11 protein-coding genes are annotated in these 12,768 nt (G+C 63.5%); 10 read left to right on the top strand and 1 reads right to left on the bottom strand.

Going from position 1 to position 12,768, the window contains the following annotated elements:
* Nucleotides 1–286: 286 nt before the first annotated feature.
* The 9 genes from B0G74_RS17550 to B0G74_RS17510 all read left to right on the top strand — a co-directional run bounded on the left by B0G74_RS17550 (nt 287) and on the right by B0G74_RS17510 (nt 10,002).
* Entirely contained in the window at nt 287–1,474 is a 1,188-nt protein-coding gene (locus tag B0G74_RS17550; RefSeq protein ID WP_165923877.1) for an MFS transporter, read from the top strand.
* A 136-nt stretch (nt 1,475–1,610) separates the two neighbouring features.
* Nucleotides 1,611–2,150, top strand: a complete 540-nt coding sequence (locus B0G74_RS17545) for a single-stranded DNA-binding protein (RefSeq protein WP_012431674.1) — start codon at nt 1,611–1,613, stop codon at nt 2,148–2,150.
* A 352-nt stretch (nt 2,151–2,502) separates the two neighbouring features.
* Nucleotides 2,503–3,003, top strand: coding sequence for a MaoC family dehydratase (locus B0G74_RS17540; protein ID WP_132376103.1), 501 nt, complete (start codon nt 2,503–2,505; stop codon nt 3,001–3,003).
* Nucleotides 3,004–3,169: 166 nt separating this feature from the next.
* Complete coding sequence (locus B0G74_RS17535) at nt 3,170–4,576, top strand: MFS transporter (protein ID WP_132376102.1); 1,407 nt, start codon at nt 3,170–3,172, stop codon at nt 4,574–4,576.
* A 5-nt stretch (nt 4,577–4,581) separates the two neighbouring features.
* Nucleotides 4,582–5,994, top strand: a complete 1,413-nt coding sequence (locus B0G74_RS17530; protein ID WP_132376101.1) for an MmgE/PrpD family protein — start codon at nt 4,582–4,584, stop codon at nt 5,992–5,994.
* A 10-nt stretch (nt 5,995–6,004) separates the two neighbouring features.
* Nucleotides 6,005–7,168, top strand: coding sequence for an acyl-CoA dehydrogenase family protein (locus tag B0G74_RS17525; RefSeq protein WP_132376100.1), 1,164 nt, complete (start codon nt 6,005–6,007; stop codon nt 7,166–7,168).
* Nucleotides 7,165–8,355 (top strand): CoA transferase, encoded by a 1,191-nt coding sequence (locus tag B0G74_RS17520; protein WP_132376099.1) that lies wholly within the window; start codon nt 7,165–7,167, stop codon nt 8,353–8,355. The genes B0G74_RS17525 and B0G74_RS17520 overlap by 4 nt, the downstream gene beginning before the upstream one ends.
* 47 nt (nt 8,356–8,402) lie before the next feature.
* On the top strand, nt 8,403–9,155 hold the full coding sequence (locus B0G74_RS17515) for a GntR family transcriptional regulator (RefSeq protein ID WP_012431680.1): 753 nt from the start codon (nt 8,403–8,405) through the stop codon (nt 9,153–9,155).
* Nucleotides 9,156–9,189: 34 nt separating this feature from the next.
* The gene (locus B0G74_RS17510; RefSeq protein ID WP_132376098.1) at nt 9,190–10,002 is read left to right on the top strand and encodes a CoA ester lyase; all 813 of its coding nucleotides are present in this window, start codon (nt 9,190–9,192) and stop codon (nt 10,000–10,002) included.
* 13 nt (nt 10,003–10,015) lie between these two features.
* On the opposite strand, the gene B0G74_RS17505 is transcribed toward B0G74_RS17510, so the two are convergent.
* Entirely contained in the window at nt 10,016–10,816 is an 801-nt protein-coding gene (locus tag B0G74_RS17505; protein WP_132376097.1) for a DUF4239 domain-containing protein, read from the bottom strand.
* Between the two features lie 299 nt (nt 10,817–11,115).
* Between B0G74_RS17505 and B0G74_RS17500 the strand changes: the two genes are divergently transcribed.
* Nucleotides 11,116–12,765, top strand: coding sequence for a methyl-accepting chemotaxis protein (locus B0G74_RS17500; protein ID WP_132376096.1), 1,650 nt, complete (start codon nt 11,116–11,118; stop codon nt 12,763–12,765).
* The last annotated feature ends 3 nt before the right edge of the window (nt 12,766–12,768 follow it).

Raw genomic sequence — 12,768 nt, 5'->3', positions numbered from 1 at the left:
TTTCAAGACCGCCGTTACGGCTTCCTGACAGCCTGAAGAGGCGTTGAGGCGAGCTGTAAGGCAGCGGTCCAGCGCCGCGGGGAAGAGGTCTAACTGGGGCCGTTTTCCGCGAGTACAAGGCAACCGCAAGACACCGCGAGGCGCCAGCGGGCATGCAGCAAGGCCGTCGGCTCGAACGCCGCGCCGCTGCCAGCCCGCCGTCTTGCGGTAAGCCGCGCGGTCGTGGCCGCTCCGCCGCTGTGCCTGCCCGCGGTGTGCCGCCCAGCTCAATCAACGAACGCTCCCGATGTCCAATCCGTCTGCCACCTCCTCACGCATGAGCGCGCCTGAACTGCGCGCGACCGTGTCGCTTGCCGCGATCTTCGCGCTGCGCATGCTCGGTCTCTTCATGATCATGCCGGTATTCTCGATCTACGCGAAGACCATCCCCGGCGGCGATAACGTGCTGCTGGTGGGGATCGCGCTCGGCGCGTACGGCGTGACGCAATCCATGCTGTACATCTTTTATGGCTGGGTCTCCGACAAGGTCGGACGCAAACCGGTCATTGCGACCGGTCTGCTGATTTTCGCGCTAGGCAGCTTCGTGGCGGCGGGCGCGCACGACATGACGTGGATCATCGTCGGGCGGGTGATTCAGGGCATGGGCGCGGTGTCGTCGGCGGTGATCGCGTTTATCGCCGACCTGACCGCCGAGGAACATCGCACCAAGGCGATGGCGATGGTGGGCGGCAGCATCGGCGTGTCGTTCGCGGTGGCGATTGTCGGTGCGCCTATCGTGTTCCAGTGGGTCGGCATGAGCGGGCTGTTTACGCTCGTCGGCATCTTCTCGATTCTGGCGATCGGCGTGGTGCTGTGGATCGTGCCCGATGCGCCGAAGCCGGTGCACGTACGCGCGCCGTTCGCCGAAGTGCTGCACAACGTCGAGTTGCTGCGTCTGAACTTCGGCGTGCTGGTGCTGCATGCCACGCAAACCGCGCTGTTTCTCGTCGTGCCGCGCATTCTCGAAGCCGGCGGCCTGCCGGTCGCGTCGCACTGGAAAGTGTATTTGCCGGTCATGGGCCTCTCGTTCGTGATGATGGTGCCCGCGATCATCGCCGCCGAAAAGCGCGGCAAAATGAAGATCGTGCTGCTGTCCGCGATTGGTCTTATCCTGATCGGACAGTTGTTATTGGGCGTCGCTCCGCATACGATTCTGAGTGTGGCGGCGATTCTTTTTGTGTACTTTTTGGGCTTCAATATTCTTGAGGCTTCGCAGCCTTCGCTGGTGTCGAAACTGGCGCCCGGCACCCGCAAGGGCGCGGCCGCAGGCGTGTACAACACCACGCAGTCGATCGGTCTTGCGCTGGGCGGAGTGGTCGGCGGTTGGCTGCTGAAAGTGGATGGTCAGAGCGCTGTCTTTTTTACGTGTTCGGGGCTCGTCTTGTGCTGGCTTATAATCGCCGCACAGATGAAACAGCCGCCGCGCAAAGCGTAATACGGCGCATCCCGAACACACCCAGAACTCACCCGGCGGCGGGCAGAGGCGCAGTTCCGGTCTCGGGCCTGCCGGCCCTGAAACGCGAAAACGTGTATTGCCGCGCCGCCCGTAACGGAATCAACAGGAGAAACTCATGGCATCCGTGAACAAGGTCATTCTCGTCGGCAATCTCGGAGCCGATCCGGAAGTCCGTTATCTTCCGAGCGGCGACGCAGTGGCGAACATCCGCCTTGCAACGACGGATCGGTACAAAGACAAGGCGTCCGGCGAAATGAAGGAAGCGACCGAATGGCACCGCGTGTCGTTCTTCGGCCGCCTCGCGGAAATCGTGTCCGAATATCTGAAGAAGGGCTCGTCGGTCTACCTGGAAGGGCGCATCCGCACCCGTAAGTGGCAGGCGCAAGACGGCACCGACCGTTACTCGACGGAAATCGTCGCCGAGCAGATGCAGATGCTGGGTGGCCGTGGCGGTTCGATGGGCGGCGGTGGCGACGAAGGCGGCTACAGCCGTGGCGAACCGTCGGAGCGCAGCGGCGGTGGCGGTGGTGGCGGCCGCGCGGTGTCGGGCGGTGGTGCGCGTGGTGGCAGCGGTGGCGGCGGTGGTGGTGCAAGCCGTCCGAGCGCGCCGGCCGGCGGTGGGTTCGATGAGATGGATGACGATATTCCGTTTTAATCATCCGCACTCGCACCGAATCGATGCAAAAAACCCCGCTCAACCAGCGGGGTTTTTTATTGGCGCATCCATAAGACAGTTCAGCCGACAACACGTCGCTCCCCACCCATGACCACAGGCCAGGGATAAACCTGGTCATGAGTCCTGGCGTGCCTCAGCGGCGCATTTGCCGCCAATCATCGGCCTTTCCAGGAATGTCGCCTTGACATTCACCCGTCCGCCGACAATACTCGAATCACACTTTGTACGGACAAAGTAACAAAGACCGATAAGTCACTCGGAAACCGCAATCAAGTTGCATGGGACCAGAGTAAGGCGCGAAAGCGCCAACTCTGGTCGACAGGAGACAGGCATGGAGTCCGACGTCGCAGTCAAAACGCGCATTCGCGCCAGCTACGGCCGCTACCTCGAAGATTTTCAGGTGGGCGATATCTACGAACACCGGCCAGGGCGCACTATTACCGAAGCCGACAACATCCACTTCTCGCTGCTGACGATGAATTTCCATCCGATGCACTGCGACGCCGCCTACGCGGCCAAAAGCGAGTTCGGCCGCCTGCTCGTCAATAGCGGTCTGACGGTTGCCGTGGTGCTGGGTCTGTCGGTGAACGACGTCAGCGGCAAGGCCATCGCCAATCTCGGCTGGAAAGAGATTCGTCTGACCGGCCCGGTGTTTTGCGGCGATACGATCTATGCGGAATCCGAAGTGCTCGAAAAGCGCGAATCGAAGTCGCGTCCGGGGCAGGGCATCGTCACCGTGCAAACCCGCGCGTTCAAGCAGGACGGCACGCCGATCATGGATTTCGTGCGCAGCGCGCTGGTGCCGGCACGTGGGCACGGTGTCGGCGATTGATTGACGCGTCGTCCGGCGCACACCGCCGCGTGTTCGGGTCGAAGACCCGCAGTCTGAGAACGACAAGCAGCAAAACAGCGCCCACCTGCCGTCAAGAGCAGCCAGCGCGCGGATTCCGGCGACGCCCGAACAGGCGTCACGATGCGGCGAGCGTTAGCGCGGCCGCATGCACACCAAGGAGACAAAGGTGGCTATCGGTATCGTCAACTCGGGCGCGCGACTCGATCGCCTGCCCATCGCGTCCTTTCACTGGAAGGTTCTCGGGCTCATCAGCGCGGGCGCCTTTCTCGACGCCTTCGACATCTATCTCGCCGCCGGCGCGCTCGGCGCGATGGTGAAAGCGGGCTTCTCGGATCTGAAGCTGAACGCGCTATTCATCTCGGTGACGTTTCTCGGCATGCTGATCGGCGCAGGGTTTGCCGGCTATCTCGGCGACCGCTTCGGCCGCCGCTCGTCGTACCAGACCAACCTGCTGATCTTCGGCCTCGCGTCGATTGCCGCGTGCTTCGTGCCGAACATGATGTGGCTGATCGTGCTGCGGCTGATCATGGGCGTCGGCCTCGGCGCCGAACTGGTGGTCGCGGCGGGCACCCTGTGCGAGTTCATCCCGCCCGCATCGCGCGGACGCTGGACCGCTCTGCTCGCGCTCATCATCAATTCCGGTTTGCTGGTCTCGACGGCGGTGGGCTACGTCGTGATTCCGCATCTGGGCTGGCGCTATATGTTCGCGATTGCCGGCGTCGGCGCGATCATCGTGTGGGTGCTGCGGCACCGGATGCCGGAGTCGCCGCGCTGGCTCGAATCGGTCGGACGCAGCGAAGAGGCCGAGGCCACTGTCGCCGCCATCGAGCAGGAGGTCCAGCGTCAGAAAGGTCCGTTGCCGCCGGTCGAACGCACCGAAAGTCTCGAAGTGCCGAAAGCGCCGTTCTCCGCCCTGTTTTCACAGGCCATGCTCGGCCGCACGCTGGTCGCCATTCTCACGGCGGTCGCCGTGAATATCTCGGTGTACGGTTTTGTTGCGTGGCTGCCGACCTTCTTCGTCAAGGAAGGCCTCACCATCGTGCAATCGCTAGGCTTCACCACGCTGATGGCGTTCGGCGCGCCGGGCGGCGCATTGGTCGGCTTCTTCTGTGCGGACCGCATCGGCCGGGCGCGTGGTCTCGTGATTTTCGCGATCGCCACGATCGTGGTCGGCTTCATCTATCCGAACATGCATGCGGGCTGGGCGATCAGCAGCGTCGGGTTCGTGTTGATCACCTGCATCTACACCGTGACCACGCTCGGTCTGTTTGCCTACATCCCCGAACTCTTTCCGACCGAACTACGTCTGCGCGGCACCGGCACGGCAGGTGTATGTGGCCGTGCCGCCTCGATGACCACGCCGTATCTCGCGGTGCTGCTCTACAACTCGTTCGGCGTGTCCGGCGTGCTGGCCATGGTGAGCGGCATCCTCGCATTGCTGGTGTTCGGCATTCTGCTGCTGCGTGTGGAAACCAATCAGCATGCGCTCGAGCAGATCTCGCCGAGCCTCGACCCCAACTCTGATTCGCTACCCGCTACCCAGCAAGGTTAAAACCCATGACTTCACTCGATTCCTCCGTCACGCTGTCCGATCAGTACGCGCGCTTCGGCTTGGGCCTGCAATTGCGCGACGTGCCGCGCGCCGTGCAGACGCGCGCCAAGCATCTGATTCTCGACGCTGTCGGCATTGCGTTCGCGTCGCGTGGTTATCCGTATGCGGATGTCTCGCTCGCTGCTTTCTCCGAACTCGGCAGCGGTGCCTCGCCGGTGATCGGTTACGGCCGGCGGCTCGCCTTGCGCGACTCGGCGATGATGAACGGCGTGCTGATTCACGGACTCGACTTCGACGACACGCATTCACGCGGCGTCATTCACTCGACCACCAGCGCATTGCCGTGCGTGCTCGCGCTCGCCGACCGCGACGGGCTGAGCGGCGCGGACTTGCTGGCAGCGTACATCGTCGCAATGGAAGTGTCGACGCGCGTGGCATCGGCGGCCAAGGGCGGATTCCACGACGCCGGGTTTCATCCGACGGGTCTAGTCGGCGCGTTCGGTTGCGCGGTTGCCGCGTCGCGTTTGCTGCAACTCGACGAAGCCCGCATGGCGCACGCGCAAGGCATCGTTCTGTCGATGGCGGCCGGCAGCCTCGAATTCCTCGAAGACGGCGCGTGGACCAAGCGCGCCCATCCCGGTTTCGCGGCGGCCTCGGGCATCACCGCCGCGACGCTCGCGAAGCACGGGTTCACTGGGCCGCGTTTGGCTTACGAAGGGCGCTTCGGTTTATACGCTAGCCACCTCGGCAAGCCGCTCGACGCGGCTGATCGTCAGCTCGCCACCGAAGGCCTCGGCAGTACGTGGCAGATCGACGAAGTCGCAATCAAACCGCTGCCGGCGTGTCACTTCACGCATGCAGTCGCCGATGCGGCGATCGCGCTGCATCGCGAGCATCGCTTCTCGGCAGAAAAGCTCGACTCGATCAAACGTGTGATCGCCAAAGTGCCGCGCGGCACGGTCGAAATCGTGTGCGAACCGGTCGACGCGAAGCGCAAACCGGTAACTGCCTACGACGCGCAATTCAGCGTGCCGTACATCGTCGCCACCGCGTTGCTCAAGGGCCGCTTCACGCTCGACGAACTCGAACCTGCCGCGCTTGCCGATCCGGCGGTCTTGGCACTCGCCGAAAAAGTCGATTACGAAATCGATCCCGACACGACATTCCCGCGCCACTACACCGGCGAGGTCGTGGTGGAACGCAGCGACGGCTCGCGCGTCGCGCATCGGGAGGCGATCAATCGTGGCTGCGCGGATCGGCCCGTCAGCAACGACGACATCGTCGCCAAGTTCTACGCGAACGCGCAGCGCAGCGTCTCGCGCAGTGCCGCCGAACAGATTGCCCAAGCCGTATTGCAACTCGACGAACGGCCGGCCCGCGCGTTCGCGGACACGCTTGCCGGACACACCGCATCCTAAGGACGTCATCATGACCGCAACCGAACTCGACACGCTGGAAAACGATCAACTGATTCTCGACATGCTGGACCGCTTTCTCGAAACCGAGGTGCGTCCTTACGTCCACAAGTTCGATCACGACGATATCTACCCGGCGGAGATCGTCGAGAAGATGAAGGAGATGGGCCTATTCGGCTGCATCATCGATCCCGAGTATGGCGGGTTGGGTCTGTCGACCCGGACCTACGCGCAGATCGTTGCGCGCATCTCGCGGGTGTGGATGTCGGTGAGCGGCATCATCAATTCGCATCTGATTCTCGCGATGCTGGTGCAACGCAACGGCACGCCCGAGCAGAAAAGCAAATATCTGCCGAAGTTCGCCACCGGCGAATGGCGCGGCGGCATCGGTCTCACCGAGCCCGATTGCGGCACCGATCTGCAGGCCATTCGCACGACCGCCAAACGCGTCGGCGACGAGTACGTCGTGAACGGCAACAAGACGTGGATCACCAACAGCAAGCACGGCAACACGCTGGCGCTGCTGGTGAAGACGGATACGACCGCGCAGCCGCGTCATCGTGGGATGAGTTTGTTGCTGGTGCAGAAAGGGCCGGGGTTCGAGGTCAGCCGGCAACTCGAAAAGCTCGGCTACAAAGGCATCGATACCTGTGAGTTGTCGTTCAACGACTATCACGTATCGACCGATGCATTGATTGGCGGCGTGGAAGGAAAGGGCCTGCAGCAGATACTCGGCGGGCTCGAACTCGGCCGCATCAATGTCGCGGCGCGCGGCGTCGGCGTCGCCCAAGCCGCGCTCGATGAATCGGTCAGCTACTCGCAGCAGCGCAAAACCTTCGGCAAGCCGATCTGTGAGCACCAGGCGATCCAGTTGAAGCTCGGCGAGATGGCGACGCGTGTCGAAGCGGGCCGCCTGCTGGTCGACGCCGCCGCGAAGAAGTACGACCGCGGCGAACGCTGCGACATGGAGGCGGGCATGGCGAAATACTTCGCGACCGAAGCCGCGTTGGAAAACAGCATCGAGGCCATGCGCATTCACGGCGCGTACGGCTACTCGAAGGAATACAACGTCGAGCGCCTGTATCGCGACGCACCGCTTCTCACGATTGGCGAAGGCACCAACGAGATGCAACGGATCATCATCGCCAAACAGTTGATCGAAAGGAGTCCGGTATGAGTTTGCCCCTTTCCGGTGTGCGCGTGCTCGCCATCGAACAATATGGCGCCGGGCCTTTCGCCACCCAGCATCTCGCGGACCTCGGCGCGGAGATCATCAAGATCGAGCATCCGAGCAATGGCGGCGACGTCGGCCGCGCGGTCGGCCCATATTTCTTCGGCGAAGGCGATAGTCACTTCTTCGAAGCCTTCAATCGCAACAAGTGCAGTCTGACGCTCGACCTGAAGAAGCCCGAAGCGCGCGCGGTGCTGCTGGACCTCGTCGCGAAGAGCGACGCCGTGTTCAACAATCTGCGCGGCGATCTGCCAGCGAAACTCGGGCTCACTTACGCGCAGCTTTGCGAGGCGAATCCGAAGATCGTGTGCGGGCATCTGTCCGCGTACGGACGCAGCGGCAGCCGCGCGGCATGGCCGGGCTACGACTATCTGATGCAAGCCGAGGCCGGCTATCTGTCGGTCACGGGCGAGCCTGATAGCCCGCCGGCGCGCTTCGGCTTGTCGATCATCGACTTGATGACCGGCACGACCGCGGCGATGGCGCTGCTCGCCGGTCTCGTGGATGCGAAGACCTCGGGCAAAGGACGCGATATCGACGTGAGTCTCTTCGACGTCGCGCTGCATAACCTCGCCTATGTCGCGACGTGGTATCTGAACGGCGGCGTGGTGACGGGGCGCGAGAACCGCTCGTCGCATCCGTCGCTCACGCCGAGTCAGTTGTACAAGACGCAGGACGGCTGGATCTTCCTGATGTGCAACAAGGAGAAGTTCTGGGGCGTGCTCGCCGAAGTGATCGACAAACCATCGTGGGTAACCGATCCGCGCTTTTGCAACTTCCAGGCGCGCCTCGCGAATCGCGAGCTGGTGCAGACCGAACTCGACGCAGTACTCTCGACCGCCACCACGGCGCAATGGCTCGAACGCTTCGGCGGCCGCGTGCCGGCCGCGCCGGTGTTCAACGTCAAGGAGGCGCTGGAGAATCCCTTCGTCGCCGAACGCGAATGCGTGGTGGACGCCGAGCACCCGCGCTTCGGCAAGGTACGCGGCGTGGCCGCGCCGGTGCGGATCGACGAGCCCCTGCCGACGCGCGCCGCGCCGGATCTCGGGCAGGACACGCAGCGTTTGCTCGACGAACTGGGCTACGGCGCGGAAAGGATCGCTTTGCTGAGGGAGGCGGGTGTGGTGCAATAAGGCCGGGCGGGCAACCGTCCGCCCTTTCACTTTTTTTGCACATCCAGATGGCCACGACAGTCCTCGGGCAACAGCCGCGCTACATGCAACTGGCACAGACGCTCCTGAACGAGATTCAGGGCGGGCAGTTTCCCATCGGTACGTTGCTGCCGACCGAGTTCGAGCTCTGCGAGCAGTTCGGCGCGAGCCGCTTCACGGTGCGGCAGGCGATCAAGCAACTCGAGCAGCGTGGTCTGGTGGACCGGCGGCCCGGCATCGGCACCCGCGTGAAAGCCACGCAAAGCGAGACCGCGTACCGTCAGGTGATGGAGCGCCTGAGCGATCTGCACCGTTATACGACCGACACGGAATTGGAAATCGCGTCGACGCAGACTGTCGAGATCGACGACCCGGATCTGATCGAGCGCCTCGGCGCAAAGCCGGGCGAAACCTGGCTGCTGGCCGAGGGCATTCGCCTGTCGCCGGAGAGTGTCGAACCGATCTGCCACACCGAGGTGTATATCCACCCCGCGTTTCGCTCGTTGACGGGCCTGAGCGGCCGGACGCACGTGCCGATCTATACGATGATCGAAAAGCAGTTCGGTGAGCAGATCGCCGAAGTGCAGCAGGAAATCCGCGCGGTCGCGTTGCCGGCGAAGCTGGCGCAGCGTTTGAACGCGAAGCCGCGCTCGCCCGCGCTGTGGTTGTGCCGCCGCTATCTGAACCGGCGCGCGCAGGTGGTCGAGCTGACCATCAGCGTGCATCCGGCGGATCGCTACAGCTATTCCGAAACGTTTCAACGCGACTGGCACGCGAACTAGCATCATCGCGAAGCGTGCCGTTCAGGAGAACAGGATGGACGCACGCAGTTATCTGTTCGTGCCGGGCGACCGCCCCGAGCGCTTCACGAAGGCGCTCGACAGCGGCGCCGACGCGGTGGTGATCGATCTCGAAGACGCGGTCGCGCCGGCGGCCAAGCAAGCCGCGCGCGAGGGCCTGCAACGCTGGCTGTCGACCGCGGACCCTGCGCGGCTGATGGTCCGCGTGAATGCGGTGGGCACGCCGTGGCATGTCGACGACGTCGACATGGTGCGCGCGTCCGGCGTTTGCTCGATGATGCTGCCGAAGTCGGACAGCGCGCAGCAACTCGCCGATGTCGCCGCGCGGCTGCCGTCGCGGATCCGAATCGTGGCGCTCATCGAAACCGTGGCGGGCGTGGTGGCGATGCGGGAGATTGCCGGCGCGCCGTCGGTCATGCGGCTCGCCTTCGGCACGGTGGATTTTTGCGGCGATGCCGGCATCGAAGGACTCGGCGTCGAACTGGACTACGTGCGCTCGCAGATGGTGATCGAATCGCGCTATGCGGGCCTGCCCGCGCCGATCGACGGGGTGACGCTGGAACTCGACGATCTTGCGCGCCTGGCCGGGCATGTGGCCACCGCGCGGCGCTTCGGCTTTGGCGGCAAGCTGTGCATTCATCCGAGACAGGTGGAACCGGTCAACCGCGGCTTCGCACCCAGCGAGGACGAGCGCCGGTGGGCGGCGCGCGTTTTGGCGGCTTCTCGCGAGCATCCGGAAGGGGCGTTCGCGGTGGATGGCAAACTGGTCGACCGGCCGGTCATCGAGCGGGCGAAGCGGATTGCGGAGTTCGACGCGCGCATCCGGTGATGCTGTGTGGTGCTCACCGTCTCAAATGGTCCAGAGCATCCCGCATAGGCGCGCTGGAGATGACAATCGGGCCCGTAAACGGCGTATCCAGATCGACGATCACATAGATCGCTGAAGCAATCGACACCGCGCCCAGCGAAATCGTGACCAGCGCCAGCGCGTTGCGCGGCGCTATCAAGCCGAAACTCAGAAAGATCACACCCAGCCAGAACGTCAGCGTTTTGAAGAACGGCTGGGAGATCGAGCTGTGCGCTTCCTCGATGATCTTCCACCGTGCGTCCACGACGCGCCGGTATTGCTTCAATCCGTCATCGAGCGCGCGTTGCTGTAACGGATCGTGCGCCCGCAGTGTCCGCAATTCCCGGCCCACGGCGGTCAGCATGTCGCCGAGCCGCACGTTCTCCAGTTTCTGCGAGTTGTCCTGCGTTCCGATGTCTTTCGGATATGCGCCGGTGGGCGGCGTTTCGGCGGGCCACGTCGATGCAATCGCCGCCGCGGTGTACTGGCTCAACAGGTGTCGGGCTGAATCGGTGTCCGTACCGTATTCCCGCAGGGTCGTGTCGAACTCGATCAGATCGGCCGCGTAGGTGCGCAAATCGTTCGAGACCGTGTCGAAGCTGGACTTCGCGGACGCCGTCATCAAGCCGAGTACCAACGCCGCGAACGTCACCAGCATGCCGATCACCAGCTGGATCAACTGCACCGTCTCATGCGCCTTGTGCTCTTCAGGCAGCAGCGGGCGCACCCACACGCCGACTCCGGTCGCGGCGAGCAATAGAACGAATACCAGCAGAGCCGAGCCCACTTCCGACATCGCAATGCTCCGTAGACACATCCCCGACACTTTCCATCAACGGCAGCCCGCCGAGAACCCGGGTAGTCCCGCAACGCCCGGCGCTAATCACCCTTCATATGCGCTCGTATGTTGATGTATCGCAAGCACATGCGCCATCAACCATAAAGTTTTTCGTTATTAAGCCGTAGTCCTTATATGTGGCGTTCGCTTAAATTTATACAAGAGTTGCGGACCTGGCCGAACGGGCTTGGGCGCAGCACGCGTGGCCGAGGCTTTCACTGAACATTCGGTCAGGCAGCCCAACGGAGACAAGCCCGATGTTGAAAAATCTGTCGATTCGCACCTGCCTTACCCTGATGATCCTGTTCTTCGGTGTCGTGCTGCTGTTCGGCGCCGCCGCCGGCTTGCTGTCGCTGCGCTCGAGCAACGCTTCGCTGCAACAGATGTACACCGTCGATACGCCGGCTGTCGCCGACCTCGAAGGCAGCGCCGGACAGTTGCTGCGCCTGCGCCTTGCGCTGGCGACGTACGCATCGCTCGTCGATCTGAACGACCAGGACGGCGCGAATGCCGTGCTCAAGCGTTTTGATCAGTACCAGAAAGCTTCCAATGACCGTCTTGCCCACTATGTGAGCCGCGCGAGCGCGGACGCCGACGAACAGCGTCTCATCAAGGACATGCAGGACAAGCGCGACACCTTCCTGCACGAAGGCGTCGATCCGGCTCTCGCCGCGCTCAAGTCCGGCGACAAGACGACCTTCCAGCAATTGCAGGCTCACAAGCTGCCGTCGCTCTACAGCGCGTACGAAAAGGCGATGCTCGCGCTCGAACAGTTGCAGCTCGATCACGGCGCGCAACGCTATCAGGACGCGCAGGATCTGTTCTATGCGATCTGCATCGCGGTGGCGATCGGCATTGTCGCGTCGCTGCTGGGAGCGTGGATCGGCCGCGCGGTGCTGGTGCGCGCGATCGTCCGTCCGGTCGACGCCACCATCGCGCAGTTTCAGCGCATCGCCAACGGCGACCTGACCGGCCAGATCGTCGTGGCCAGCAATAACGAAATGGGCCGTCTCGCGGCCGCGTTGCGCAAGATGCAGGAATCGCTGATTACGACGGTGAACTCGGTGCGTCAAGGCACGGAATCCATCGACACCGGCGTGAGCGAGATCGCCGCAGGCAACACCGATCTGTCGCAACGTACCGAGGAACAGGCCGCGTCGCTCGAAGAAACGGCGGCGAGCATCGAACAGCTCACCTCGACGGTCAAGCAAACGGCGGACAACGCGAAACAGGCCAGCTCGCTCGCGCAGGGCGCATCCACCCTTGCGGCACAAGGCGGCGATCTGACGGAGCAGGTGGTGGGCACGATGCATGGCATCGTCGACGATTCGCGGCGGATTGCCGACATTGTCGGCGTGATCGAAGGCATCGCGTTTCAGACCAATATTCTGGCGCTGAACGCGGCAGTCGAAGCCGCGCGCGCCGGTGAGCAGGGCCGCGGTTTCGCAGTGGTGGCGAGCGAAGTGCGCTCGCTCGCGCAACGCAGCGCGGCAGCGGCCAAGGAGATCAAGGGCTTGATCGACGAGTCGACCGCGCGGGTGCAGGCCGGCTCGCAACTGGTTCAACGCTCGGGCTCGACAATGACCGAGATCGTGGACGCGATTGCGCGTGTGAGTGCGATCATGGGTGAAATCGCGGCGGCCGCGCTCGAGCAGAGTACGGGCATCGATCAGGTCAATCTCGCGGTCGCGCAGATGGACGAGGTGACGCAGCAGAACGCCGCGCTGGTGGAGCAGGCCGCGGCGGCCGCGAGTTCGCTGGAAGAGCAGGCGCGGCGGCTGACGTCCGCGGTGTCGGTGTTCCAGACTGGGAGCGGTGCGGCGTCTTCGTCTTCGTTTGCCGGGCGGCGTAGCGGTTCGATCGCCGCACCGAAGACGGCCGATGCCAACGGGTTTGCAACGGCTTGATAT

Source organism: Paraburkholderia sp. BL9I2N2 (assembly GCF_004339745.1).
Lineage (GTDB): Bacteria > Pseudomonadota > Gammaproteobacteria > Burkholderiales > Burkholderiaceae > Paraburkholderia.
This window is presented reverse-complemented; position numbering and strand designations above follow the sequence as displayed.

Coding starts and splice junctions, on each gene's coding strand:
- B0G74_RS17550 (WP_165923877.1), top strand. CDS start 287: ATGTCCAATCCGTCTGCCACCTCCTCACGCATGAGCGCGCCTGAACTG.
- B0G74_RS17545 (WP_012431674.1), top strand. CDS start 1,611: ATGGCATCCGTGAACAAGGTCATTCTCGTCGGCAATCTCGGAGCCGAT.
- B0G74_RS17540 (WP_132376103.1), top strand. CDS start 2,503: ATGGAGTCCGACGTCGCAGTCAAAACGCGCATTCGCGCCAGCTACGGC.
- B0G74_RS17535 (WP_132376102.1), top strand. CDS start 3,170: ATGCACACCAAGGAGACAAAGGTGGCTATCGGTATCGTCAACTCGGGC.
- B0G74_RS17530 (WP_132376101.1), top strand. CDS start 4,582: ATGACTTCACTCGATTCCTCCGTCACGCTGTCCGATCAGTACGCGCGC.
- B0G74_RS17525 (WP_132376100.1), top strand. CDS start 6,005: ATGACCGCAACCGAACTCGACACGCTGGAAAACGATCAACTGATTCTC.
- B0G74_RS17520 (WP_132376099.1), top strand. CDS start 7,165: ATGAGTTTGCCCCTTTCCGGTGTGCGCGTGCTCGCCATCGAACAATAT.
- B0G74_RS17515 (WP_012431680.1), top strand. CDS start 8,403: ATGGCCACGACAGTCCTCGGGCAACAGCCGCGCTACATGCAACTGGCA.
- B0G74_RS17510 (WP_132376098.1), top strand. CDS start 9,190: ATGGACGCACGCAGTTATCTGTTCGTGCCGGGCGACCGCCCCGAGCGC.
- B0G74_RS17505 (WP_132376097.1), bottom strand. CDS start 10,816: ATGTCGGAAGTGGGCTCGGCTCTGCTGGTATTCGTTCTATTGCTCGCC.
- B0G74_RS17500 (WP_132376096.1), top strand. CDS start 11,116: ATGTTGAAAAATCTGTCGATTCGCACCTGCCTTACCCTGATGATCCTG.